Origin of the sequence: Pseudonocardia oceanicola (assembly GCF_047200735.1) — a bacterium.
Taxonomy (GTDB): Bacteria; Actinomycetota; Actinomycetes; order Mycobacteriales; family Pseudonocardiaceae; genus Pseudonocardia.
In genome coordinates this window covers 93,474-116,277 of the sequence record NZ_JBJZON010000020.1, presented here as the reverse complement: position 1 = coordinate 116,277, position 22,804 = coordinate 93,474, and the positions used below count along the sequence as shown (strand labels likewise).

24 protein-coding genes and 1 tRNA gene are annotated in these 22,804 nt (G+C 74.5%); 10 read left to right on the top strand and 15 right to left on the bottom strand.

Going from position 1 to position 22,804, the window contains the following annotated elements; translation table 11 throughout:
* Positions 1-41 precede the first annotated feature (41 nt).
* Positions 42-1,610 (top strand): dolichyl-phosphate-mannose--protein mannosyltransferase, encoded by a 1,569-nt coding sequence (locus ACL02T_RS25090; protein WP_412833233.1) that lies wholly within the window; start codon positions 42-44, stop codon positions 1,608-1,610.
* A gap of 25 nt (positions 1,611-1,635) precedes the next feature.
* Here ACL02T_RS25090 and ACL02T_RS25085 read toward each other — a convergent pair whose 3' ends face one another.
* Positions 1,636-2,463 carry an EamA family transporter gene (locus ACL02T_RS25085; RefSeq protein ID WP_412833217.1) on the bottom strand — a complete coding sequence of 276 codons (828 nt, stop codon included), beginning with the start codon at positions 2,461-2,463 and terminating at the stop codon, positions 1,636-1,638.
* Positions 2,464-2,570: 107 nt separating this feature from the next.
* Here ACL02T_RS25085 and ACL02T_RS25080 point away from each other — a divergent pair, with 107 nt between their 5' ends.
* Entirely contained in the window at positions 2,571-3,185 is a 615-nt protein-coding gene (locus tag ACL02T_RS25080; RefSeq protein ID WP_412833216.1) for a helix-turn-helix domain-containing protein, read from the top strand.
* 12 nt (positions 3,186-3,197) lie between these two features.
* On the opposite strand, the gene ACL02T_RS25075 is transcribed toward ACL02T_RS25080, so the two are convergent.
* The 4 genes from ACL02T_RS25075 to ACL02T_RS25060 all read right to left on the bottom strand — a co-directional run bounded on the left by ACL02T_RS25075 (position 3,198) and on the right by ACL02T_RS25060 (position 6,925).
* Positions 3,198-3,794 carry a hypothetical protein gene (locus tag ACL02T_RS25075; protein ID WP_412833215.1) on the bottom strand — a complete coding sequence of 199 codons (597 nt, stop codon included), beginning with the start codon at positions 3,792-3,794 and terminating at the stop codon, positions 3,198-3,200.
* 352 nt (positions 3,795-4,146) lie between these two features.
* A complete protein-coding gene (locus ACL02T_RS25070; RefSeq protein ID WP_412833214.1) occupies positions 4,147-4,398 on the bottom strand; it encodes an ATP-binding protein in 252 nt (83 codons plus the stop codon).
* Complete coding sequence (locus ACL02T_RS25065) at positions 4,395-4,772, bottom strand: STAS domain-containing protein (RefSeq protein ID WP_412833213.1); 378 nt, start codon at positions 4,770-4,772, stop codon at positions 4,395-4,397. Before ACL02T_RS25065 ends, ACL02T_RS25070 begins: the two co-directional genes overlap by 4 nt.
* Positions 4,769-6,925 (bottom strand): SpoIIE family protein phosphatase, encoded by a 2,157-nt coding sequence (locus ACL02T_RS25060; protein ID WP_412833212.1) that lies wholly within the window; start codon positions 6,923-6,925, stop codon positions 4,769-4,771. Before ACL02T_RS25060 ends, ACL02T_RS25065 begins: the two co-directional genes overlap by 4 nt.
* A gap of 540 nt (positions 6,926-7,465) precedes the next feature.
* Here ACL02T_RS25060 and ACL02T_RS25055 point away from each other — a divergent pair.
* Positions 7,466-8,836 carry an FAD-binding oxidoreductase gene (locus ACL02T_RS25055; RefSeq protein ID WP_412833211.1) on the top strand — a complete coding sequence of 457 codons (1,371 nt, stop codon included), beginning with the start codon at positions 7,466-7,468 and terminating at the stop codon, positions 8,834-8,836.
* A gap of 475 nt (positions 8,837-9,311) precedes the next feature.
* Here the strand turns inward: ACL02T_RS25055 and ACL02T_RS25050 are convergent.
* The 5 genes from ACL02T_RS25050 to ACL02T_RS25030 form a co-directional block, all read right to left on the bottom strand.
* Positions 9,312-9,387, bottom strand: a tRNA-Ala gene (locus ACL02T_RS25050).
* Positions 9,388-9,432: 45 nt separating this feature from the next.
* On the bottom strand, positions 9,433-10,842 hold the full coding sequence (sepX, locus tag ACL02T_RS25045) for a divisome protein SepX/GlpR (RefSeq protein ID WP_412833210.1): 1,410 nt from the start codon (positions 10,840-10,842) through the stop codon (positions 9,433-9,435).
* A 242-nt stretch (positions 10,843-11,084) separates the two neighbouring features.
* Positions 11,085-11,747: a GNAT family N-acetyltransferase gene (locus tag ACL02T_RS25040; protein ID WP_412833209.1), complete on the bottom strand. Its 663-nt coding sequence runs from the start codon at positions 11,745-11,747 to the stop codon at positions 11,085-11,087.
* 6 nt (positions 11,748-11,753) lie between these two features.
* Positions 11,754-12,983: a molybdotransferase-like divisome protein Glp gene (gene glp, locus ACL02T_RS25035; protein WP_412833208.1), complete on the bottom strand. Its 1,230-nt coding sequence runs from the start codon at positions 12,981-12,983 to the stop codon at positions 11,754-11,756.
* Positions 12,984-12,987: 4 nt separating this feature from the next.
* A complete protein-coding gene (locus tag ACL02T_RS25030) occupies positions 12,988-13,875 on the bottom strand; it encodes a UTP--glucose-1-phosphate uridylyltransferase (protein ID WP_412833207.1) in 888 nt (295 codons plus the stop codon).
* Positions 13,876-13,909: 34 nt separating this feature from the next.
* Here ACL02T_RS25030 and ACL02T_RS25025 point away from each other — a divergent pair, with 34 nt between their 5' ends.
* The 4 genes from ACL02T_RS25025 to mscL all read left to right on the top strand — a co-directional run bounded on the left by ACL02T_RS25025 (position 13,910) and on the right by mscL (position 16,146).
* Positions 13,910-14,506: a 5-formyltetrahydrofolate cyclo-ligase gene (locus tag ACL02T_RS25025; RefSeq protein WP_412833206.1), complete on the top strand. Its 597-nt coding sequence runs from the start codon at positions 13,910-13,912 to the stop codon at positions 14,504-14,506.
* A 51-nt stretch (positions 14,507-14,557) separates the two neighbouring features.
* Positions 14,558-14,884: an FmdB family zinc ribbon protein gene (locus ACL02T_RS25020; protein ID WP_412833205.1), complete on the top strand. Its 327-nt coding sequence runs from the start codon at positions 14,558-14,560 to the stop codon at positions 14,882-14,884.
* A 97-nt stretch (positions 14,885-14,981) separates the two neighbouring features.
* Positions 14,982-15,680: an SAF domain-containing protein gene (locus ACL02T_RS25015; RefSeq protein WP_412833204.1), complete on the top strand. Its 699-nt coding sequence runs from the start codon at positions 14,982-14,984 to the stop codon at positions 15,678-15,680.
* Positions 15,681-15,726: 46 nt separating this feature from the next.
* Positions 15,727-16,146 (top strand): large conductance mechanosensitive channel protein MscL, encoded by a 420-nt coding sequence (mscL, locus tag ACL02T_RS25010; RefSeq protein ID WP_412833203.1) that lies wholly within the window; start codon positions 15,727-15,729, stop codon positions 16,144-16,146.
* Between the two features lie 42 nt (positions 16,147-16,188).
* Here mscL and ACL02T_RS25005 read toward each other — a convergent pair whose 3' ends face one another.
* The gene (locus ACL02T_RS25005; protein WP_412833202.1) at positions 16,189-16,356 is read right to left on the bottom strand and encodes a hypothetical protein; all 168 of its coding nucleotides are present in this window, start codon (positions 16,354-16,356) and stop codon (positions 16,189-16,191) included.
* 94 nt (positions 16,357-16,450) lie between these two features.
* Here ACL02T_RS25005 and ACL02T_RS25000 point away from each other — a divergent pair, with 94 nt between their 5' ends.
* Positions 16,451-16,960: an Rv0909 family putative TA system antitoxin gene (locus ACL02T_RS25000; protein WP_412833201.1), complete on the top strand. Its 510-nt coding sequence runs from the start codon at positions 16,451-16,453 to the stop codon at positions 16,958-16,960.
* A gap of 80 nt (positions 16,961-17,040) precedes the next feature.
* Here the strand turns inward: ACL02T_RS25000 and ACL02T_RS24995 are convergent, their stop codons facing one another.
* The gene (locus tag ACL02T_RS24995) at positions 17,041-17,532 is read right to left on the bottom strand and encodes a MogA/MoaB family molybdenum cofactor biosynthesis protein (protein WP_372463029.1); all 492 of its coding nucleotides are present in this window, start codon (positions 17,530-17,532) and stop codon (positions 17,041-17,043) included.
* Positions 17,533-17,774: 242 nt separating this feature from the next.
* Positions 17,775-19,184, bottom strand: a complete 1,410-nt coding sequence (locus tag ACL02T_RS24990; RefSeq protein WP_412833200.1) for a S1C family serine protease — start codon at positions 19,182-19,184, stop codon at positions 17,775-17,777.
* A gap of 140 nt (positions 19,185-19,324) precedes the next feature.
* On the opposite strand from ACL02T_RS24990, the gene ACL02T_RS24985 reads away from it, so the two are divergent.
* Together ACL02T_RS24985 and ACL02T_RS24980 are read left to right on the top strand one after the other, a co-directional pair.
* Positions 19,325-19,930, top strand: a complete 606-nt coding sequence (locus tag ACL02T_RS24985) for an ArsR/SmtB family transcription factor (RefSeq protein ID WP_412833199.1) — start codon at positions 19,325-19,327, stop codon at positions 19,928-19,930.
* Positions 19,927-20,586 (top strand): SRPBCC family protein, encoded by a 660-nt coding sequence (locus tag ACL02T_RS24980; RefSeq protein WP_412833198.1) that lies wholly within the window; start codon positions 19,927-19,929, stop codon positions 20,584-20,586. The genes ACL02T_RS24985 and ACL02T_RS24980 overlap by 4 nt, the downstream gene beginning before the upstream one ends.
* Positions 20,587-20,647: 61 nt before the next feature.
* On the opposite strand, the gene ACL02T_RS24975 is transcribed toward ACL02T_RS24980, so the two are convergent.
* Both ACL02T_RS24975 and ACL02T_RS24970 read right to left on the bottom strand, forming a co-directional pair.
* Positions 20,648-22,081: a sensor histidine kinase gene (locus ACL02T_RS24975; protein ID WP_412833197.1), complete on the bottom strand. Its 1,434-nt coding sequence runs from the start codon at positions 22,079-22,081 to the stop codon at positions 20,648-20,650.
* A complete protein-coding gene (locus tag ACL02T_RS24970) occupies positions 22,078-22,776 on the bottom strand; it encodes a response regulator transcription factor (RefSeq protein ID WP_412833196.1) in 699 nt (232 codons plus the stop codon). The genes ACL02T_RS24975 and ACL02T_RS24970 overlap by 4 nt, the downstream gene beginning before the upstream one ends.
* Between the last annotated feature and the right edge of the window lie 28 nt (positions 22,777-22,804).

Below are 22,804 nucleotides of genomic sequence, written 5' to 3'. Positions count from 1 at the left end.
CCGGTGGCGCGGTCCACGCCACCGGACGCGCCGATCGGGTGGTGGAGGCGGACGAACCCGACGTCACCGGTGCGGTCGCGATCGGCACGCCCCCGCCGCTGCGGCCCCCGGAGCCGGACCCGGCCGCGCGCCTCGGGCCGCCGCCGCCCACCGACACCGCCCGCAGCTGGCTGCTCGCGATCACGCTGGCCGTGCTGGGCGGCGTGCTGCGCTTCACCGGTCTCGGCTACCCGACGGACGCCGGCACCCCGGTCTTCGACGAGAAGCACTACGTGCCGCAGGCCTGGCAGATGCTGCGCAACGGCGGGGTCGAGGACAACCCCGGCTACGAGCTCGTCGCGCACCCACCGCTGGGCAAGCAGCTGATCGCGATCGGGGAATGGCTCTTCGGCTACGACCCGCTCGGCTGGCGGGTGGCCGCGGCCTTCTGCGGCACGGTGATGATCCTGCTGATCGTGCGGGTCGCCCGGCGGCTCACCCGGTCGACCCTGCTCGGCGGCCTCGCCGGGGTGCTGCTGATCTGCGACGGCGTGTCGCACGTGCAGTCACGGGTCGGGATGCTCGACGTGTTCCAGGCCTTCTTCGTGCTGGCCGCCTTCTGCACGCTCGTCCGGGACCGCGACGACGTGCGCGGGCGGCTCGCCTGCGTCGTGGATCGCCTCGGCGAGTCCCCCCTCGGTCCACGGCTGGGGATGCGCTGGTGGCGGCTGGCCACCGGCGTGCTGCTCGGGCTGGCCTGCGGGGTGAAGTGGTCGGGCCTGTACTGGGTCGCCTTCTTCGGCGTGCTCGTCGTGCTGTGGGACGTGGGGGCCCGGCGGGCGGCCGGCGTCGCCCGGCCGTGGGTGGGGGCCCTGCGCCGCGACCTGGCACCGGCCCTGTGGGCGCTGCTCGTGGTACCGCTGGTGACGTACCTGGGCTGCTGGTGGGCCTGGTTCGGCAGCGAGGTCGGGATCGACCGGCACGCCGTCGGCAACCAGGTCGGGACCGGCGGGACCTGGTCGATCGCGCCGGCCGCGCTGCGCTCGCTCTGGTACTACAGCGGCCACGTCCTGGCCTTCCACGAGGGGCTGGACACGCCGGCCGGGCATCCGCACCCGTGGGAGTCGAAGCCCTGGACCTGGCCGATGGGCCTGCGCCCGATGCTCTACTTCTACGAGTCGAGCGACTCGGTCGGCGGGTGCGACGCCACCGAGTGCACCAGCGCGGTGATGCTGGTCGGCACGCCGGCGCTGTGGTGGCCCGCGGTCCCCGTCCTGGCCTGGGGGATCTGGCGCGCGGCGACCCGCGCCGACTGGCGCTACGCCGGGGTGCTGGTCGGCTACGCCGCCGGCTTCCTGCCGTGGTTCCTCAACATCGACCGGCAGATGTACTTCTTCTACATGACGCCGGTGGCACCGTTCCTCGTGCTCGCGACCGTGCTGGTCATGGGGGACATCCTGGGCCGGGCCCGCAGAGCGGGCTCGGAACGCCGGCGCACCGGCCTGCTCGTCGTCGCGCTGTGGGTGGGCGCGGTGGTGGCGAACTTCGCCTGGCTGTGGCCGATCCTCGTCGGCCTGCCGATCACGCCCGCCCACTGGCAGGCCGAGCTCTGGCTGCCCTCCTGGCGCTGACCCGGCAGGTACCGGCGGTCGCCGGTCAGCCCGAGGCCAGGGTGACACTCGCCCCCAGGGCCAGGACCACACTGGCCAGCTGCACCGCCGTGAGGCGCTCGCGCAGGATCGCCCGGGCCAGCAGCACCACGGCCACCGGGTAGAGCGCCACGATCACCGACGTCACGCCCAGGGCGCCGACCCGGGTGGCGAGCAGGAAGAACACGTTGGCCGCGGAGTCGAGCACCCCGCTGACGACCATCAGCCCGATGCTGCCGGGCCGGCCCGGGCGCCGGACCGCGGTGAGGAGCAGCAGCAGCGTCACCGACGCCATGCGCCCGAAGACGAGCGGCCAGAGACCCGAGTCGGCCGGCGTCGCGTCGAGGATCACGAAGAACAGGCCGAAGCCCGCGCCGGAGGCCAGGCCGAGCAGCACCCCGGTGAACGCGGCCTTCTCCCGGTGGGACCCCGCGGTCGCCAGCACGATCGCGACCAACGCGACCACCATGCCGACGATCGTCAGCGGCCCCGGGCGCTCCCCGCCGAGGATGCCGACCAGCAGCGGCAGGCCGGCCGCGACGACGGCCGACAGCGGCGCCACCGTCCCCATCGGCCCCACCGCGAGACCGCGGAAGTACAGCAACAGCCCGCAGGCGCCGGCGAGGCCGGCCAGCGCACCGATCCACGCGGCCGACCCGCTCGGGCTGCCGGGCACCAGCAGGAGCCCGGGGACGAGCGCGATCAGTCCGGCGATCTGGGCGACCGTGGTCACGGTGAGGACGGGCGCGCGGCGGGCGGCCAGCCCGCCGGCGAAGTCGGCGAAGCCGTAGGTCGCGGCGGACAGCAGGGCCGACGGCGCGGCGACACCGGCCATCAGCGGGGTACAGCGGAATGGACGAGCACGAACACGTCACTGAACGCTACGGGGCCCCGCCCGTGAAGTACAACCGAGTATCCGCCGAGGTACGACACAATGGATCGGTGCAGTCTCCCGACGACGTCGCCCTCGCGATCGGCCGCAACGTCCGCGCGCTCCGCCACCAGCGCCGGATGACGATCGACGCGCTCGCCGCCGCCTCCGGGGTCAGCCGCGGCACGGTGATCCAGATCGAGACCGCGCGGGGCAATCCCAGCATCGGCACGCTGGTGCATCTCGCCGAGGCCCTCCGGGTCGGGGTGACCTCCCTGGTCGACGACGACGCGATGCCCCGCGTCGTCGTCCGGCGGGCGGAGCAGGCGGTGCCGCTGTGGAGCAGCGAGGCCGGGAGCACCGCGGTGTTCCGGATCGGGACCGACCCGCCCGACGTCGTGGAGCTCTGGGACTGGACGCTCCAGCCCGGCGACGCGTTCGACGGCGAGGCCCATCCCATCGGCACGGCCGAGGTGCTGTCCGTGCGGCACGGGCGGCTCGGCCTGCGGGTCGGCTCCGTCGAGCACGAGCTCGGCGAGGGCGACACGGTGATGTTCCAGGCGCACGTGTCGCATCGCTACTCCGGCGCGGGCGAGGGACCGGTGCGGTTCACCATGGTCGTGCTGCAGCCGGGCGACGCGGGGCTCGTCCCGCCGACCGCCATCGCCCCCGCCGAGCCGGACTGACGAACCGCAGGCTCAACAGCCGTCCAGGCGCAACGGCCGGTGCACCGGATCGACGGCGAGGGTCACCGGATCGACCGTCGAGCGGTAGCCGCACCCCCGGGCCGGGACGACCTCGACGGTCCGGTCGTCCGCGAACCGCAGTTCCGCGGGCGGGACACCCTCACCGAGCCCCACCCACACCGGCGAGTCCTGGAGGAACGGGCCACTGCCCGCCCGGGCGCGTACCGAGTAGGCCGGGCCGTCCGCCGCGAAGGTCCTCGTCTCCACCAGCGCCAGCCGCAGCCGCGAGCCCGGCGGGCCCGGAACCTCGCGAACCGTCGCGAGCCCGGGCGAGAACACGACCGAGGCCCAGGTCAACACCACCCACACCGCCGTGACCAGCAGGCCCGCCGCGGCGACCGCGATCCGCCACGTCGTGCGCCGGGCCTGCAGCGCCGCCCACACCGTGAGCAGCACGATCCCCAGTCCGACCAGCACCCCCGCGTACCAGGGCGCGAACAGCAGGTGGAAGGGGTCCGCCACGGCGACCGCTGCGAGCAGCGCGACGACCAGCACCACGAGCGCGAGGGCGCGGTGCCGGATCCGGCGGGGCGGAGCGGCGGCGGTCATGCCGCCCAGGATGCCCGCAACGCCTCCGCGACCCGCCGTGCCTCTGGTCCTCACAGGAAGCAGTTCGAAACACAGACCTTTCTCAACCGGCTGGTCCGACCTTGCCCCGGTTCGCCGGATAGCCGGCCATCTCCCTGGTGGGTGCAATTGGCTGCGCTTGCCGCCTTGTTGTTCGGCGGTGGTCGCGCCGGGCTGGGCTAGGTTGGGCGTGTCAGGTCCTGCTTGTGCAGCCCGAACCACACCCGTTTCCCGTTGGGGTGCTGTTGCACTCCCCACTGGTCGGCGATGGCGGCGAGCAGGAGCATGCCGTGCCCGCCATGGGCCGAGGGGGCGCGCCGGGCGGCCGGGGTGGTCACGAGCTGTCGGCGACCGTCACGCGGAGCACCGGCGCGGTCAGTTGCACCTCGACCTGCAGGGCCGCGTCCCCGCCCACGTGCCGGATCACGTTCGTCACCAGCTCGCTGACCAGCAGCTCGGCGTGCTCGCGCAGCGGCTCGGCCGCCCAGGCCGACAGTAGCTGGGCGAGCACGCCACGGGCGGCGGGCACGCTGCGCGGGATCGCCGGCAGGTCGATCGTGGCCCGCAGCGCGGTAGCGCTCGTCATGCCTCAACCTCCGACGCCGGCCCGGGCGTGGGTTCGGCCGGGGGCTCGGGCATCGGCTCGTCGAACGGCCGCGGCGGCAGCACCTCGAGCTTGTCGATCAGACCGAGGGCCTCGAACACGCGTAGCGCCGGGCCGCTGCCCAACCGCACCGCGAGCCGCCGCCCGGCGGCGCGGGCCCGTTCGTCGGCGAGCAGGACCAGCCGCACCCCGGAAGAGTCGACGAACGCGAGCTGGGACAAGTCGACCACCAGCAGTCCGGGCGCCCCGCGCTCGGCCTGCTCGACCCGACGTACGGCATGCCCGTAGCTGGAAATGTCCAGCTCGCCGTCGAGCACCACCTCGACGGTGCTGCCACCTCCGGTCGCGGCGGTCATGGGGCGACCTCGATGACCAGCAGCGCGATGTCGTCGCGCGGAACGTGTTGCTGGAAGGCGACGATGTCGCTGAGCAGCACCTCGGCGAGGGCGTCGGCCGATCGGGGGCCGACCGCACCAACCCGCCGCGTCAGGCGTTGCAGTCCGTAGAAGCCGTCCACGCCCCTCGCCTCCGTGACCCCGTCGGTGTAGAGCACCATCATGTCCCCCGGCCCGAGCCGGATGGTCGTCGCGCTCAGCGCGACGTCGGCGAACACGCCCAGCAGCGTCCCCGACATCGCCACCACCTCGACGGCCGTCTCCACCGCCGCCTCGACCGCCCTGCCTGCCGGCTCGGCCTCGGGGGCGTGGCGGCGCAGCAGCGCGGGTGGATGCCCGGCCCCGGCGAGGGTGACCGTGGCCGTGCCGTCGTCACCGACCGAGATGTGCGCGTGCGCGACGGTCGCGAACCGGCCGGGGGCCCGCGCCTCGCGCAGCATCGCCTCGTTGAGCCGCAGCAACGCCTCGACCGGCCCGAGGCCGTGGGCCACCTCGGCGCGCAGGGTGTGCCGGATCAGCGCGGTGAGCGCAGCGGCGTCGGGGCCCTTGCCGCAGACGTCGGCCACCACCACGGCCCACCGCCCGGGTTCGGGCGTGGCGACGACGTCGTAGAGGTCCCCGCCGACCTGCACGGTGGCGCGTTCGTCGGTCTGCGGCCGGTAGCGGGCGGCCAGTCGCAGTCCCGGTGGGTCGGGCAGGGCGGTGGGGAGCAGCGCCGCCTGCAGCGTGTGCGCGATCCGCCGTTGTTGCTCATACAGCCGCGCGTTGTCCAGCGCGACCGCCGCGCCGGCCGCGATTTGCTGGGCGAAGGCCAGATCGAGCTCGTCGAAGCGCTGCCCGGACTCGGCGTGGACCAGGGTGAGCGCGCCCAGGCTGCGCCCGCGCACGGTCAGCGGTACCACCAGGGCCGAACTCATGCCGATCGAGCGAATCAGCGCCAGGTGTTCGGCGTCCTCGGCGCCAGCGACGAGCAGCTCGTCGGGGATCTCGGGGAAGAACGCCGGCTCACCGGTGCGGGTGACCTCGAAGGCGCTGCCGGGCGCGGACGGATCCGGTGGGTAGCGCTCCTGCAGCCGCAGCACGAAGTCGAGCTTGGCGGGGTCGTCGTGGGCGACGGCGATCTGCTCGACCTCGTTGTCACGTACCAGGTGTACCGCGCACCAGTCGGCCAGCTCCGGCACGACGAGATCGGCCAGGCGCTGCAGGCGCTCCTCGACCGACAGCGGCGCCTCCATCAGCTGGCCGGTGCGGGCGAGGAACTTCATGCGGTCGCGCTCACGCTCGGCGAGCGTGCGCGCCGAGCGTTCGACGACCAGCAGCCGGGCCCGCTCCAACGCCTGCGCACACAGCGCGGCAACTGCCTCCAGGTAGGCGCGCTCGTCGGGCAGGAACCTGCGCGGGGCACCAAAGCTGAACACCATCGCGCCCAGGTCGCGGCCCTCCACCCGCAGCGGCAGGCAGGCGGTCGCCTCGCGGGAGCCCGCGGTGCCCAGCGGCGCCATCTCCGGGTAGCGCGCGGCCCACTGAGCGGCGTCCTCGATCCACACCGGTGCGCCGTCGAGCACCGCATCCGACAGCGGGCGCCCGCGGCGCAGCTCGACGCGTCGGTAGCGGGCCTGCATGTCCGCCGGCCACCCGGTGCTGAACAGCGCAATCAGCGCCTCGGGCTCGGCTCGGGTGAACAACACGCCGGCATCGGCGCCCAGCAGCTCGACCGATGTGGCGACCGCGACCCGTCCGATCGCTTCCGGGGTCGGTGCGGCCAGCAACGCGCCGGCGAGCCGCTGCAGGGCGGCGCCGCGGGCCCGCGCACCGGCCGGCAGCGGCCGATGCGGCACCCCGTACAGCAGCACACCCGCACCGGTCGGGACGCAGCCGAGCGTGACACTCGGCTCGACCAAGTCGACCGCAGCCGCGACCCCGTCCCCCACCGCCCGGTCCAGCGCGGCCAGCAGTTCCGGCTCGGGCGACGTCTCGGCCACCGCACGGCCGATCATTAGCCGGGGGAGCTCGCGGCGTGCCACCTCGTTGACCGCGCTGACCACGTGACCCGACCCCACGGTGACCACGACCGGGAACGGTAGATCCGGGGCGGCGGGCGGCTCGGAGCTCATCGCCACACCAGCCCGACACACCACGCCGCGACCCTGGCCGTCAGGGCGAGACGCGCCAGTGCGGGAAGCTCCGCGGTCATCGCGCACCCACTCCGCTAGTTGTCGGCGCGCCCGGTCCGCGCTCGTCGGGCGCCCAGTCTGGCAGCCTCTCGCCCCCCGCCCCAGCGAACCACTCGCCGGTAGCCCGCCGCGCCGGCGCTGGCTGCTCCCACTCCCGGCAGGGCCGTCCCCATCCTCTGGCCTCGCCCGCAGCGGGTGAGCTCCTGCGTGCACGGGGGTGGCACGCTGCCCGCGAACCGGGCTGGTGCGGCGGGCAGGACACCTGGGGGCGACCGCCGGCGACAGCGTCGTGGCGACGACGCAGTGCAGGCCGACACCGCCGGCTCGGACAGTGGCGAACCACGGGAACGGGGTGCCGGCGGTGCTCGCAACCGTCACACCCAGCGGCTTGGCCCCGGTGACGTCTGGTCGACGGGGAGCAGATGAGGGGCGAGCGTTTCTGCGTCGTTGACATTTCGGTACGGACTGCAGGGAGGAATCATGACAACCATCACCGAGCTGCGTGAGCAGGTGCGCGGTCCGGTCATCGAGCCGGGCGAGGACGACTACGACGAGCAGCGCCGGGTCCACAACGGGATGCACGACCGCCGTCCGGCGCTCATCGTGCGGGCAACCTCGGCCGCCGACGCCGCCGCCGTGGTGAACTACGCCCGCGAGGCCGGCCTGGACCTCGCGGTGCGCGGTGGCGGGCACAGCGCGCCCGGGTTCGGGACGTGCGACGGCGGCGTCGTGCTCGACCTGGCGCCGCTCAACAACGTGTTCGTCGACCCGATCAAGAAGACGGCCCGCGTCGGCGGCGGCGCCACCTGGGGAGACTTCAACCACGCCACCCACGCCTATGGCCTGGCCACGACCGGCGGCATCATCTCCACCACCGGGGTGGGCGGCCTGACGCTGGGCGGCGGCATCGGCTATCTGACCCGTGGCTGCGGCCTGTCGTGCGACAACCTGGTCGGTGCCGAGGTGGTCACCGCCGACGGCCGCCTCCGCCTGGTCAGCCAGGACCAGCACGAGGACCTGCTGTGGGCGCTGCGCGGCGGTAGCGGCAACTTCGGCGTGGTCACCGCCCTCGAGCTCGCCCTGCACGATGTCGAGACGATCTACGGCGGCCCCCTGCTGTACGAGGTCGCCGATGCCCCGGCCGTGATGCGGGCGTACGACGACTACATCCAGCAGGCCCCCGAGCAGCTCGGCGCGTTCTTCGGCTGGCAGCTGGCCCCGCCACTGCCGTTCATCCCCGAGGACCGCCACGGCGACGTGTTCTGCGCCATGGTCACCTGCTGGAGCGGGCGGCCGGAAGACGGCGAGCAGGCGATCAAACCCTTCCGCGACGTCGCCGAGGTCAAAGCCGAACTGGTCGGGCCGATGCCCTACCCCGCGCTCAACGCGGCCTTCGACGGGCTGTTCCACAAGGGCATCCGGCAGTACTGGAAGGCCGACTTCGTGCGCGAGCTGCCCGATGAGGCCATCGCCACGCACGTCGAGCACGGCCCTCGGACGCCGACGGTCGCCTCGACGATGCACCTCTACCCCATCAACGGCGCTGCAGCGCGGGTCGGCGCCCAGGACACGGCATTCGGTCACCGCGACGCGCGGTACGCCATGGTCATCGGCGCGTTCTGGGACCCGCCCACCGACGACGACGCCAACATCGCGTGGGTCCGGGACTACTACGCCGCCGTGCACCCCTACGCGGGCACCGAGGGCGGGTACATCAACTTCATGGGCCCCGACGACGCGGCCCGCGCCCCGGAGAACTACGGCCCCACCTACCAACGGCTCCGCCAGGTCAAGGCCACCTACGACCCCGGCAACCTGTTCCACCTGAACCAGAACATCCCACCGGCCTGACGGCGGGCGTTCGCCGGCCTTGCCCTGGGGTGAGCCACGTCGGCCGGGTATCGCGGCACCGCCGCGGATCTCCTGTTGCCGGACCATCGGTAACGAAGGCGCTACCGAGCGCGACGCACCATCTGACGGTCTCGACCGCCCGTGGAGGGGGGACCAGCCCATGAGCGGTCGAGGCCGTCCCCGCGCACCCGGCCCCCGGGGGCCTGGCGGTGCTCGCTGCGGCCTCGGGCCCGCCGGACCGATCGGCGGCCCTGGCAGCTCGGGGCTCGACTGCCAGGACCTCGAAGTGAAAGGGTTCCGGACCCCTCGGACCTCGTGCAGGCAGCATCGCAGAGACGAGGCGAGCCACGTACGGGCCTTGGTCCTGGAGACGCCTCAGCCGGGCAAAACGGTCAGCTCACGGGTGCCGCGTCAACTGCTCACGCGCGCAGCCCGCGCCTCCCGCAGGGGTCATTGGCAAACACAGAATCCCTCTTGGTGGAGCTGAGGGGAATCGAACCCCTGACCTTCTCGATGCGAACGAGACGCGCTACCAACTGCGCTACAGCCCCAGGCCTGCAGGCCTTCCGGCCGTGCAGGAGGAACCATATCAGCCGTCATTCACCGGCCGCACGGCGGTATGCCCCTGCGGCGCCGCGCAGGCCCGCGGGGGTGTCGAGCGGCACCTCGTCGTCGTCCTCGTCGACGTCGACCAGCTGCGTCCCTGCGGGCAGTGGGGGCGGAGGGGCCGGCTGGAGGCGCGGCAGGGCGGGCTCGAAGCCGGTCTCGGCGTCGGCGTCCCCGTCGACCGTCCGACGCTTCGCCGGAAGCACCCCGACGGGCTCCCCGGTGCCGCGGACGCGGTCCGGCTCGCCGTCGTCGGCGGTCCAGTCCTCGTCGGCCTCGGCGGCGTACCCCGGGTCGACCGGGCCGCCGAGCCCGTCGTCCTCGTCCTCGGCGGCCTCGGCGCGGCCGCGCGCCTCCGCGGACTCGTCGCGGTGCCCGGACGCCGCCTCGCGGCCGCGGCGGGCCCACTCGTCGAGGGCGGGGTCGTCGGCGGCCTGCGGGCGCCGGGTGCCGGCCATCCGGGCGGCCCGACGGGCGCGGATCGCCTCCTCCATCCGCACCTGGCGGCGCAGGTAGACCAGGTACCCGACGAGTGCGAGATCGACCAGGCCGTGCACCCACCAGAGGGCGGGCAGCACCAGCAGGGCGGCACCGGCCGTGACCACGGCCAGGACGAGCAGGCCGACCACGACGCGCTGTCGGAAGGCGTAGCGGGCGCGGGCGGCGAGGGCGGCGGCCTCGGGGTCGAACCCGCCGCGGCCGGGACGGAACGCCGCCGGCGGGCGCTCCCAGCGCCGGTCGTCGGCCTCGTCGTCCGGCCGGGGCTCGTGCCCGCCCGGGTCGGCGCCCCCACCCTCGCGGTGCCGGTCCCCCTCGTCCCACTCGTCGTAGCCCGCGGCCGCGTCGCCCTCGGCCGGATCGCCCACGACGGATCCGTCGAGGTCGTCCTCGTCGAGGTGTCGCTCGTCGAGGTCACGCTCGTCTCGCCCGACGAGGTCACGCCCGACGAGGTCACGCCCGTCGCCGGCCAGCCGGGCGAGGTCGGGCTCGGCGACGTCGTACCGGTCGTCCTCGTCGTACTCGTCCGCGCTCACCCCGCGCTCGTCGAGGTCGCGCTCGGCGTCGAGATCGTCGACGTCGGCCCGGCCCTCGGCGTCGTCCCGGTCCGCCTCGGGCCCGCCGGGCTCGTCCCGCTCGTCGGGGGCGGCCTCGCGGGCGGCGGGCACGCGGGTCCCCGGGCCGGGTTCGGTGCTCGTCGCGAGAGTGCCTCCGGCGCGCTCGTCGTCCGTGTCCATCCCGTACACCTCCAGACTCCGGTGCCGCACGGGCCGCGCGAGCACCCGGCCGGAGAGCGCGGCCGGACTGGGCCGCACGACCTCCTGCTGACGTCGCGCGACCGCCGGGACGAGGATCAGCAGCCACATCACCACGAGACCCGCGAAGATCAGCGAGCTGGGCACGGCTGCTTCCTCCCCCCGAACGGCGCAGTCGAGACGCGATCCCCTCCGGTGTCCGGAGCCAAGATCACGCCCGGAGTCCCCACGGTAGTGAGCACGGACGCGGGATTCGGCGAACGACGCGCCGTCATCGCCCACCGGTTCGTCGATTCCCCCGGGGCGGGTGTGGCAATTGGTGCACACGTGACTACCACCCGCGACGAAGCATCGCCCCGAAGTGGCCCTCGGCCACCCGTTCGGCGAGGTCAGGCCCGCGAGGCCCGGCCCTCCGAGACCAACCGCGCCACGAGGCCTCCGGGGGGCAGTTCCTCGACGGTCTGCGCGAAGCAGAGATGGTCCCGCCAGGCCCCGTCGACGTCGAGGTAGCGCCGGAAGAGCCCCTCCTCGCGGAAGCCGAGCTTGGTCAGCACCCGCAGGCTGGGTCCGTTCTCCGGACGCACGGTCGCCTCCAACCGGTGCAGCCCCACGGACCCGAAGCAGTGGTCGACGGCCAGCGCGACGGCGGCGGTCGTGACCCCCTTGTTCGTGACCCGGGCGTCGCACCAGTAGCCGACGTAGGCCGAGAGCAGCGGCTCGCGCACCACGTTGCCGATCATGACCTGGCCGACCAGCCGGCCGTCCAGGGTGATCGCGAAGGGCAGCGCGGCGCCGCGCCGGGCGGCCGACCGCAGCAGCCACCACCGGCCGGGCCACTCCCCCGGCGAGTTGCGCCGGGCCCACCCGCCGGGGGTCGACGGCTCCCACTGGACGAGGTGCTGCTGGTCGCGGATGCGGATCTCGGACCAGGCGGCGCCGTCCGAGAGCTTCACCGGACGCAGCTCCACCCGGCCGCCCGCGACGGTCAGCGGCCCGAGCCGCGCCGGCCAACCCGGGTGGCGCCCGCCGTACTCGGACAGCGTATGGGCCACCGCGCGCTACCTGCGCACGGACAGCAGGCTGACGTCGACACGCTCGTCCACCGTGACGTCCGTGGTCGCCTCGGGCAGTGTGATCAGTCCGTTGGACTCGGCGAGGGTGGCCAGCAGGTGCGTGCCGCCGGTGGCGAGGGGCTGCACGAGGTAGTCCCCCGAGGCGACCTCGCGGAGCAGCCGCCCGCGCAGGTAGGAGCGCCGCCCCTCGGGCGAGGACACGGGTGAGGTCAGGCGCGCGGAGACCACCCGGCGGTAGGGGTCGGGCATGCCGAGACCCAGCCGGATCAGCGGCCGGACGAACACCTCGAACAGCACCAGCGCGGTGGCCGGGCTGGACGGGAACAGGAAGGTGGGCACCGCGTCCCGCCCGAGCCGGCCGAACGCCTGCGACGACCCCGGCACCATCGCGACCCGGGTCGTGTCGATCTCGCCCAGTCCGGTGAACGCCGCCTTCGCCTCGGCGCCCGCGTTGCCGCCGGCGCCGCCGCACACCACCACGATCTCGCTGAACGGCAGCAGGTCCTCCACGGCGGACCGCAGCTCGCGCGCGTCGCAGCGGACCAGCCGCGGCGGGCGCGGGAGCTCGGCGCCCGCCTCCCGGGCCGCGGCCGCCAGCGCGGAGGAGCAGACGTCCGGCACGTGTCCGGCAGAGGCCGGACGCGAGACGTCGACCAGCTCGTCGCCCATCGTGACGACCGAGACCCGGGGGCGCGGATGGACCAGCACCTTGTCCCGGCCGGCGGCCGCGAGGAGCGCGACCTGGGCGGCGCGGATCACGTCGTTGCGGCGCACGGCGACGTCGCCCGGCTGGATGTCCTCGCCCACCCGGCGCACGAACGCCGCGGACGGGATTCCGCGGCTGACCTGCAGGCGCGCGGACCCTCCGTCCGTGTGTGCGACGGGCAGGACGGCGTCGGCGAGCGTCGGCAGCGGTGCCCCCGCGCTGACCCGCACGGCCTGGCCGGGTTGCAGGCGCAACGGCTGACGTGACCCGGCCGGGATCTCGCCCACCACCGGCAGTCCGACGGGCTCGCCCTCGCTGCCGCCGATCACGTCGACGCTGCGCACCGCGTAGCCGTCGATCGCGGCCTGGTCGAAGCCGGGCAGGGCCCGGGAGGCGACGACCTCCTCGGCGCTGCGCAGACCCTGGGCGTCGGAGATCGCCACGCGCACGGGCGCGGGCCGGACCGCGATCTCCAGGACCCGTTTGAGCTGCTCGTCGACACTCCGCACGGCGTCAGTTTTCCAGGCGCTCCCGCAGCCAGGTCTGCAGGGACGCGCCGTAATCCGGGTGCCGGAGGGCGAAGTCGACGAACGCGCGGACGTAGCCGCCCGGGTTGCCGAGGTCGTGCCGGCCGCCCCGGTGGACCACGATGTGGACCGGGTGGCCCTCGTCGATCAGGAGCTGTACGGCGTCGGTGAGCTGCAGCTCGCCGCCCGCCCCGGGCTCGATCCGGCGGAGCGCGTCGAAGATCGCCCGGTCCAGCACGTACCGCCCGGCGGCGGCGAAGGTCGAGGGCGCCTCCTCGGCGGAGGGCTTCTCCACCATGCCGTGCACCTGCTTGACGTCCGGGTCGCCGGTGTCGCTGACGTCGAACACGCCGTAGGGCGAGATCTCCTCCTTCGGGATGTCGAAGGCGCACAGGACGCTGCCGCCCTTCTCGGCGCGCACCTCGATCATCCGGTTGAGGACACCGGTGGGCAGGACGAGATCGTCCGGCAGCAGGACCGCGATCGCCTGCTCGTCCTCCGCGAGGGCCTGCTCGGCCTGGGCCACGGCGTGCCCGAGACCCTTGGGCTCGTACTGGTAGACCGTCTTGACCTCGATCAGCCCCGGCGCGCGCCGGACCTTCTCCAGCAGCGGCTCCTTGCCGCGGGCCTCGAGCGTCTTCTCCAGGTCGGGTGCCGCCTCGAAGTACCCGGCGACGGACTCCTTGCCCGGGGAGGTGACGATCAGCAGCTGCTGCGCCCCCGCCTCGGCGGCCTCGGCGGCGATCAGCTCGACGCCGGGGGTGTCGACGACCGGCAGCAGTTCCTTCGGCACGGCCTTGGTGGTCGGGAGGAAACGCGTGCCCAGACCGGCGGCGGGGACGACGGCCGAGCGCAGGACGGAGGGCTGGCTCATCCGGCGAGCCTATCGGCGCCGCTAGCGTGGCCGGGTGGCGGAGCAGGAAAAGCACGTGCTGCGGACCCGGGTGCTGGGCGCGCGGCGGGCGCTCACCGCGCGGCAGCGCGCCACCGCGGCGGAGGAGCTGCGCGGCCACGTGCTGGAGCTGGCGCAGGAGCTGCGCGACGGTCCGGTGTGTGCGTACCTGCCGGTCGGCACCGAACCGGGCTCGGTCGCGGTGCTCGACGGGCTGCGCGCGGCGGGCCGCTCCGTGCTGCTGCCGGTGGTCCCGCCGCGACCCGGGCCGCTCGACTGGGCCGCGTACACCGGTCCCGGCTCCCTCGGCCCCGGCCCCCTCGGGCTGCGCGAGCCCGTCACACCGCGGCTCGGGCCGGCCGCCGTGCGCACGGCGGTGCTGGTCCTCGTGCCGGCGCTCGCCGTGGACCGCAGCGGGCGCCGGTTGGGCCGGGGCGGCGGCTACTACGACCGCACGCTCGGCGCCGTGCCCCCGGGCGTGCCGGTGGTGGCGCTGCTGCACGACGGCGAGCTGCTCGACGAGGTGCCCGCCGATCCGCACGACCGCCCGGTCACGGGTGTGGTGCTGCCGACTCCCGGAACGGTGGCGACGGGGAACAACGGGCGGCCCTGACGGGTTATATTGGCACTCACTCAGACTGAGTGCCAGTTTCCGGAGGATCACGTGCCGACCTACCAGTACGCCTGTACCGCTTGCGACCACCGGTTCGAGGCCGTGCAGTCCTTCTCGGACGACGCGCTCACCACGTGCCCGGTCTGCGCCGGCCCGCTGCGCAAGGTCTTCTCCTCGGTCGGGATCGTGTTCAAGGGCAGTGGCTTCTACCGGACCGACAGCCGGTCCGGGTCGAGCAGCGTGAGCTCCTCGAACTCCGCGGACGGGTCGAGCTCCTCCGCGGAGTCCTCGTCGGCGAAGTCGGACTCGGGATCGGGTCCGGCGAAGTCCGACTCCGGCACATCGTCCACCAGCGCCCCCGCCGCGGCCGCCTCCTGACCCCCGCGGGGCGGACGTTGTCCACACCCCGCCCCGTTCATCCACAGATCCGCGATCAGGCCGGGGGCCGGGAGGCTCCCGGCCTAGCGTCGCGGCCATGGCAGAGCGACGCACCCGGAACGGCACGGCGGGCGGGCCCACCCGCGGCCCCACCGGTTCGTCCGGTCCGGTCGAGGCGGTGGCCGCGTTCCTCGGCCGGGCCGGCTGGCGACGGGCCGTGCTCGTGCGCCGCTGTCTCGCGGGAGCGCTCGGGGCCGTCGCCGTCGTGCTCGCCCTCTCGCCCGCGGACGGCCAGGGTGCCGAGGTCGTGGTGGCCGCCCGTGACCTGGCGCCCGGGAGCGTCGTCGCCCCGGCGGACCTGACCGTCACGACCTGGCCGGTCGAGCTCGTGCCCGCCGGTGCCGTCGACGCGGCCGCGGCGGAGGGCCGCGTCCTGGCCGGCGCCCTGCGCGCCGGCGAACCGGTCACCGATCTCCGGCTGGCCGGGAACCTGTTGGCCGCGGCCGCCACGGGCATCCCCGACGCGGCGGCCGTGCCGGTCCGCCTCGCCGACCCCGACGTGGTCGCGTTGCTCACCCCCGGTGTCCGGGTCGACGTCGTCGCAGCCGCACCCGAGGGCGGCGAACCGACCGTGCTGGCCGACTCCGCGGTGGTCCTGACCGTGCTGGAGCCAGGCGGGACCTCCGCCGGGAGCAGCCCCCGCGGCCGTTCGGCCCTGGTCGCGTTGCCGCGCGCGCTCGCCGCGCGGGTGGCGGCCGCCTCGCTCACCGATCAGGTCGCCGTTACCCTCCGCTGACGGTAGTGATCACGCACCAGGATCCGTCGGTCACCGGAGGGGAACCGTGCTCAAGGGCTTCAAGGACTTCATCCTGCGCGGCAACGTCGTCGACCTCGCGGTCGCGGTGGTCATCGGCGCCGCCTTCACCGCGATCGTCACGGCGTTCACCGGCAGCATCATCCAGCCGCTGCTCAACGCCATCACGCCGCCGGACGTGCCGGCGCTCGGCATCCAGCTGCAGGCCGACAAGCCCAGCACCTTGATCAACTTTTCCGAGGTCATCGCGGCGGCGATCAACTTCCTGATCGTGGCGGCGATCGTCTACTTCGTCTTCGTGCTGCCGATCCAGTCGATCAGGGGCCGCCGCAAGCGGGGTGAGGAGCCGGGTCCCGCGGAGCCGACGGACGTCGAACTGCTCGCCGAGATCCGCGATCTGCTCAAGACCCAGGCCAACTCCAGCAGCAACGGCCGCCACCAGGCCTGACCGGCCGAGCGGGGTCGCACGGTCCACCAGGAACGCGAGCGGCTACCTCTCCCGTTCGTGGTGCGGCGGACGGTTGGCCCGGTACCACTCCTCGTCCCGCTCCCGGTCCGCCGGGCGCGGGTCGTCGAGCTCGTCCCGGGTCACGTCGGGCATCGTGTCGCCGAAGACCTCCGCGAGCCGGCGACGCACCCGATCCGGCAGTTCTGCCATTCCCCCATGCTGCCAGCCCAACAGCGGACCGGGTCGGTGCCACCATGGGCCGTGGACGCCGGATGACCGGGTGGCGAACAGCGAGGGGAGACCCATGGACTGGCAGGACAAGACCAAGGAACTGCTCGACAAGGCCAAGCCGTACCTGCACCAGGCGCAGGAGAAGGCCGGGCCGTACCTCGACAAGGCGGCCGAGAAGGCAGCGCCGTACGTCGCGAAGGCCAAGGAGAAGGCCGGCCCCTACGCCGACCAGGCGCGGGAGAAGGCCGGGCCGTTGGTGGAGAAGGCGGCACAGAAGGTCGACGACGCCACCGGCCACAAGTACAGCGACAAGATCGGCTCGGTGAAGGGCAGGGTCGGCGACGCCCTCAAGCACTCCGCCCCGGGCGACGGGTCCACGGCGGCCGGGCCGACCGCGACCCCGGGGCCGACGACCCCGACGACCACGCCCTCGCCGACGCCCACGGCGACCACGGGGCCGAGCACGGCGGCGGGACCGAGCTCGACGGCCGGGCCGAGCACGACGCCCGCCCCGACGCCGGACGCCGCCGACCCGGAGACCCCCGGACCCAAGCCGGGCAGCGGCACAACCCCGTCCGTCTGACCACTCGTCCCCGGGAGGCGCCCCCCGGGAGGCGCCTTCCGGGGAGGCGCCTTCCGGGGAGGCGCCTTCCGGGGAGGCGCTCAGGCGTCGAGGCTCGACAGCTCGCTGATCACGTGCGTGACCAGCGGCGAGAGCGTGGCCATGCCGTCCCGCACCGCCGCCCGCGAGGAGGCCAGGTTCACCACGAGGGTGCTGCCGGAGATGCCGACCAGCCCGCGGGACAGCCCGGCATCGACGGCGCCGGCGGCGAGCCCGGAGGCCCGCAGCGCCTCGGCGATGCCCGGGATCGGGCGGTCGAGCACGCCCGCGGTGGCGTCAGCGGTGACGTCACGCGGCGACACCCCGGTGCCACCGACGGTGATCACGAGGTCGACGCCGCCGATCACGGCGGTGTTCAGCGCGTTGCGGATCGCGACGGCCTCGCCCGGGACGGTCACCGCGCCGTCGACCACGAAGCCGGCCTCCTCGAGCAGCTCCGCGACGAGCGGGCCGGTGCGGTCCTGGGTCTCGCCATGGCTGACCCGGTCGTCCACGATCACCACGAGGGCACGGCCGAGCTGCGGGGTCGCCATCTCCATGTGCTCACCGTAGTGGGCCCGGCACCAGCGGGCGCCTCGGGTGGCGGGTCCGGTGGCGTCGGGGACGGCGGGACCGCGCCGGCGCTGGGAGGGGGTGCCGGCACCGACGCGGGCCCTGTGACCGCGTCGCGGGGCACCACGACACGGACACCACCATCATGACCCGAGATGCGGTCTCCGTGCCGCTCCCGGACCGGATCTGCGCCGGTTGACACTCACCACTCCCCCGGCGGTACCTAGCTCGGCTCGCCCGCCAGGGTGACGGTGACCTCACGGTCTGCGAGCGTGAGTCCGACCTGCTCACCGGGCTCGTGGTCGCGGATCGCGGCCACCAGCTCGTCGCCGTCGGCGATGGGCCGGTCGGCGACGCGGAGCACGACGTCCCCGGGGTGGATCCCGGCCGCAGCGGCGGGGCCGCCCGGGGTGACCTGCCCGACGACGGCACCGCCGCTCGCGGGCTGTCCGACGCCGGTCACCGTGACGCCCAGGACCGCACGGGTGGCGCGGCCGGTGCGGTTCAGCTCGTCGGCGACGCGCCGTGCCTGGTTGACCGGGATGGAGAACCCGACACCGATCGACCCGCCCTGGTTGCCCGCGGTGCTGGCGATCGCCGAGTTGACCCCGACCACGCGGCCCTGCAGGTCCAGCAGCGGGCCCCCGGAGTTGCCCGGGTTGATCGGGGCGTCGTGCTGGACCGCGTTGAGGACGGTCGCCTGCCCGCCCTGGTCGCCGCCGACGCTGACCGCCCGGTCGAGCGCGCTGACGATGCCGGTGGTCACGGTGCCGTCGAGGCCGAGCGGCGCGCCGATCGCCACGACCTGCTGCCCGACCCGCAGCGAGTCCGAGTTCCCCAGCTCGGCCGGGGCGAGCCCGGCCGCCCCGTCGAGGCGGACGAGGGCGAGGTCGGAGCCGGAGTCCCGGCCGGTGATCCGGCCGGTGAAGGCGCGACCGTCCGGCAGCAGGGCGGTGATCGTGCCGCCCGCCGCCGCGGCCGAGACCACGTGGTCGTTGGTGAGCACGAGGCCGTCCGGGCTCAGCACGATGCCGGAGCCCTCGTCCTCGCCGGGCCCGCCGCCCTCGACCTTGAACAGCACGACGCTCGGCAGCACCTTCTCGGCCACCGCCTCGACCGGGGTGAGCTGCGCCGAGGCCGGATCCGCCCGGGGCAGGGGCCGGGCGAGCGCGCCGTCGGACACGCTCCGCCCGGCGAGCGTCCAGCCGATCCAGCCCCCGGCCAGTCCGGCGAGGAGCGCCAGCACGACGGCCGCGGCCGCCAGCGGGACGTACCGCCGCAGGCGTGCGGCCCGCGACCGGGGAGCGGGAGGTGCGGCGTCGGCCTGCGACGCCCGGGGCGCCGGACCGGCGGACGGCTCGACGACGACGGGCGGATCCCCGACCGGCCCCGCCGCCTCGACGGGGGCCGGGCCGGAGGGCGGTGGGGCGACCTCGCCCGGCTCGATCAGCGCGTGCCGTCCGGTGTCGGTCAGCGGGTCGATCGCCGGCAACCCCTGGGGCGGCGTCGGCTCCCCCGGATCGCCCGGGGCGGGCGGGGGGACCGCGCTCCCGCCGGCGTTCTCGTCGGGCGTGCGCGCGGCGGAGTGCCGCCCGCCGCCGGCCCCGTGGCCGGAGCGCTCGTCGTCGGTCATCCGGTTCCGTGCTCCTCGCTCCGTCGGCGCGTCCGTGGCCGCGGGGCGACAGGGTAGGCGGGACCGGAGCGACCATCCCCGGCGAGCCCGACAACTCTTCCTTCCTTGACAACATTTGTTTTCGGTGTCACCGTACGGCGGTGCCGAACCGGACCGCGGTGATCCAGGAGGGGGCGACCGCCGCGATCGCCCTGGACCCCGTCCGCGCCCGGCTGCTGCGTGCGTTGCGGGAGCCCGGTTCGGCCACCTCGCTCGCCGCCGAACTCGGCTTGACCAGGCAGAAGGTGAACTATCACCTCCGGGCGCTGGAGACGCACGGCCTCGTCGAGCTCGTCGAGGAGCGACGCAAGGGGAACATGACCGAGCGGGTGCTGCGGGCCACCGCGAGCGCCTACGTCGTGTCCCCGCAGGCCTGGGCGCTGGTCGCGCCCGACCCGGGGCGCGAGCCGGACCGGCTCTCCGCGCAGTGGCTGCTCGCCCTGGCCGCGCGGCTGCTCCGCGAGGTCGGCACGCTCGTCACCCGCGCCGGGCGCAAGCGCGTCGCCACGTTCGCCATCGACGGCGAGATCCGGTTCGCCACCGCCGCCGACCGCGCGGCGTTCGCCCGCGAGCTCGGCGAGGCCGTCAGCTCGCTGGTCGCCCGCTACCACGACGCCGCCGCGCCCGGGGGACGCCCGCACCGCGTCGTCGTCGCCCTCCATCCCGCCCTGCCCGACACCGATCCCGATGCCGAGGAGCCGCCGTGAGCCGCCCGTTCGAGATCCGCCGCGAGGTGGTCCTGTCCGCGAGCCCCGAGGAGGTCTGGCGCGCGATCGCGACGCCCGAGGGCCAGGCGGGCTGGTTCATGGCCGGCCCCGATCCCGCGGAGTCCGGCGCGGAGATCGACGAGGACGCCCCGCGCCGGCTGGAGCAGCGCTTCGGGACCCAGGCGATCGAGTACGTCCTCGAGGCGCGCGACGGCGGCAGCACGGTGCTCCGGTTCGTCCACAGTGGCATGGCCGAGGACGACTGGGGCGACGAGTTCGAGACGATGACCGGCTTCGGCTGGGACCTGTACCTCTTCACCCTCGGCGAGTACGTCCGGCACTTCCCCGGCCGCCCTGCGGTGTACGTCGAGGCCGAGGCGCCGAACGTGCCCGACGCGTGGAAGCGCATCCTCGCCGCCCTCGGCGACCCCGCGGAAGGCGACGTGGTCGAGGTCCTCGGCGTGCCGGGAGTGGTCGACAAGCGCACCGACCACCACCTCGGCGTCCGGACCGCCGACTCGCTGGTCCGCTTCCACGAGCGGTCGCTGCTCGGGATGCCGGTCGCCGTCGGGGACCACGACTACACGCCCGGGGTCGACGCGCGAGCGAAGGCCGCGGAGTGGACGCGGTGGTTCGCCGGGACCGTCCAGGGCTGAGCCGCCCGCGCGTTCTCCGCCTGCGTGCGACCGGGAGCCGAGCGGCTCCCCGGCCAGCACATCAGGCCCTCCCGGCTGCGTGCTCCTCCGGGGGCAGGACGTCCCCGCGGCGTCCGGGCAGCCGCAACGCGAGCAGCGCCCCGCCCTCGGGGGCCCGGCCCGCCCAGGCCGCGCCGCCGTGCCGCACCGCCACCTGCCGCACGATCGCCAGCCCGAGCCCGGAGCCCGGCATCGTGCGGGACGTGTCGGCCCGGTAGAAGCGCTCGAAGACGTGCGGCAGATCGGCCTCGGCGATCCCGGGGCCCGAGTCGGCGACCTCGACGACCATCGTCCAGTCGTCGAGGGGCACCATCCGCAGCCGCACGGTACCCGTCGGCGGACTCCACTTGACGGCGTTGTCCAGCAGGTTCAGCACCGCCCGCTCCAGCGCGGTGGCGTCGCCGATCAGCGTCCACGGCACCAGCGTGACGTCGAAGCCGATGTCTCCGGCCCGCCGCCGGACCCGCTCGAGCGCGCGCTCGACGACGTCGGTCAGCTCCACCGGCTCGCGGGTGACGGCCGCCCTGTCCTCCCGGGCCAGCTCGGTGAGGTCACCGATCAGCTGGGTGAGCTCCTCGACCTGCGCCCGGACGTCGGCGAGCATCTCCTTGCGGTCCTCGGCCGGCAGGACCGGAGCCCCGGGCTCCGAGGCCGCGGCGAGCAGCTCGAGGTTCGTCCGCAGCGAGGTCAGCGGGGTGCGGAGCTCGTGGCCGGCATCGGCGACGAGCCGGCGTTGCTGCTCCTGCGACGCCGCCAGCGCACCGAGCATCTCGTTGAAGCTCTGGGTGAGGCGGGCCAGCTCGTCGGAGCCGCTCACCGGGATCGGGCGCAGCTCCCCCGTCGCCGTGACCCGCTCGGCCGCAGCCGTGAGCCGCTGTACCGGCCGCAGGCCCGCCCGGGCCACCGCCACGCCGGCGAAGGCGGCCAGCACCACGCCGATACCGCCGATCACCGGCAGCGCCGTGGCCAGCTGGGAGAGCACGGTCTGGGTGGAGTCGAGCTTCTGCGCGATCACGAGCGCCCGGCCCTCGCCGGCATCGACCGCGACGACCCGGTAGCCGGCCGCCGTCCGGACCGACTCCTCCTCCTCGCCGCGCGCGACGTCGAGCTCGGCGTCGCTCAGCGGCGGTGCGGAGGCCGGGCCCTCGGCGGACTGGGCGAAGCCCGAGGCGTAGAGCAGGGCGACGCGGATGTCCCCGGCGCCCAGGACCTCCGGCGGGATCGTCGAGATCAGCTCGGGCTTGGCGAGCTCGCTCTGCGCCGCCGCAGCAGCGCGTTGGTAGAGGTTGTCGTCCAGGGTCTCGAGGATGCTCTGCCGCACGATGAAGAACGCGGCCAGCGACACCAGCACGACGGCGCCGGCTGCCACCGCTGCCGCCAGGATCCCGATCCGGGCGCGCAGGCTGACCCGGTCGAGCCGTTCCCGGGCCGACGGCCAGGACACGCCGTCGCTCACGGCGGCGTCTCGCGCAGCACGTAGCCGACGCCACGGACGGTGTGGATCAACCTCGACTCGCCCTCGGCCTCGGTCTTGCGCCGCAGGTAACCGATGTAGACCTCGAGCGCGTTGCCCGTGGTCGGAAAGTCGTAGCCCCAGACCTGCTCGAGGATCTGGGCGCGGGTCAGCACCCGGCGCGGGTGCGAGAGCAGCAGCTCCAGCAGGGAGAACTCGGTGCGGGTCAGGCTGATCGACCGCTCGCCGCGGCGGACCTCGCGGGTTTCCGGGTCCAGCGAGAGGTCGGCGAACTCGAGCACCGGCGACTGGCCCGCGGCGGCGGCGATGTCGTCGACGGTCCGGCGGCGCAGCAGGGCGCGCAGCCGGGCCAGCAGCTCCTCCAGGGCGAAGGGCTTCGGCAGGTAGTCGTCGGCCCCCGCGTCGAGACCCGCGACCCGGTCGGACACCGCGTCGCGCGCGGTCAGCACCAGGATCGGCAGCTCGTCGCCGGCCGCGCGCATGCGCCGGCAGACCTCGAGGCCGTCCAGCCGCGGCATCATCACGTCGAGCACCATCGCGTCGGGACGCTGCGCGTCGACGGCCTCGAGCGCGGCCAGCCCGTCGCTCGCGAGATCGACCTGGTAGCCGTTGAAGGCCAGTGAGCGGCGCAGCGACTCGCGCACCGCACGGTCGTCGTCGACGACGAGAATTCGCATGGTCGCCAGTCTCGCGCGGCGTTCTGAG

Bases quoted from the DNA above. Each gene is read 5' to 3' on its own strand.
- ACL02T_RS25085 (WP_412833217.1), bottom strand. From the start codon at position 2,463: ATGGCCGGTGTCGCCGCGCCGTCGGCCCTGCTGTCCGCCGCGACCTAC.
- ACL02T_RS25075 (WP_412833215.1), bottom strand. From the start codon at position 3,794: ATGACCGCCGCCGCTCCGCCCCGCCGGATCCGGCACCGCGCCCTCGCG.
- ACL02T_RS25070 (WP_412833214.1), bottom strand. From the start codon at position 4,398: ATGACGAGCGCTACCGCGCTGCGGGCCACGATCGACCTGCCGGCGATC.
- ACL02T_RS25065 (WP_412833213.1), bottom strand. From the start codon at position 4,772: ATGACCGCCGCGACCGGAGGTGGCAGCACCGTCGAGGTGGTGCTCGAC.
- ACL02T_RS25060 (WP_412833212.1), bottom strand. From the start codon at position 6,925: ATGAGCTCCGAGCCGCCCGCCGCCCCGGATCTACCGTTCCCGGTCGTG.
- ACL02T_RS25055 (WP_412833211.1), top strand. From the start codon at position 7,466: ATGACAACCATCACCGAGCTGCGTGAGCAGGTGCGCGGTCCGGTCATC.
- ACL02T_RS25030 (WP_412833207.1), bottom strand. From the start codon at position 13,875: ATGAGCCAGCCCTCCGTCCTGCGCTCGGCCGTCGTCCCCGCCGCCGGT.
- ACL02T_RS25015 (WP_412833204.1), top strand. From the start codon at position 14,982: ATGGCAGAGCGACGCACCCGGAACGGCACGGCGGGCGGGCCCACCCGC.
- ACL02T_RS25005 (WP_412833202.1), bottom strand. From the start codon at position 16,356: ATGGCAGAACTGCCGGATCGGGTGCGTCGCCGGCTCGCGGAGGTCTTC.
- ACL02T_RS25000 (WP_412833201.1), top strand. From the start codon at position 16,451: ATGGACTGGCAGGACAAGACCAAGGAACTGCTCGACAAGGCCAAGCCG.
- ACL02T_RS24995 (WP_372463029.1), bottom strand. From the start codon at position 17,532: ATGGCGACCCCGCAGCTCGGCCGTGCCCTCGTGGTGATCGTGGACGAC.
- ACL02T_RS24990 (WP_412833200.1), bottom strand. From the start codon at position 19,184: ATGACCGACGACGAGCGCTCCGGCCACGGGGCCGGCGGCGGGCGGCAC.
- ACL02T_RS24970 (WP_412833196.1), bottom strand. From the start codon at position 22,776: ATGCGAATTCTCGTCGTCGACGACGACCGTGCGGTGCGCGAGTCGCTG.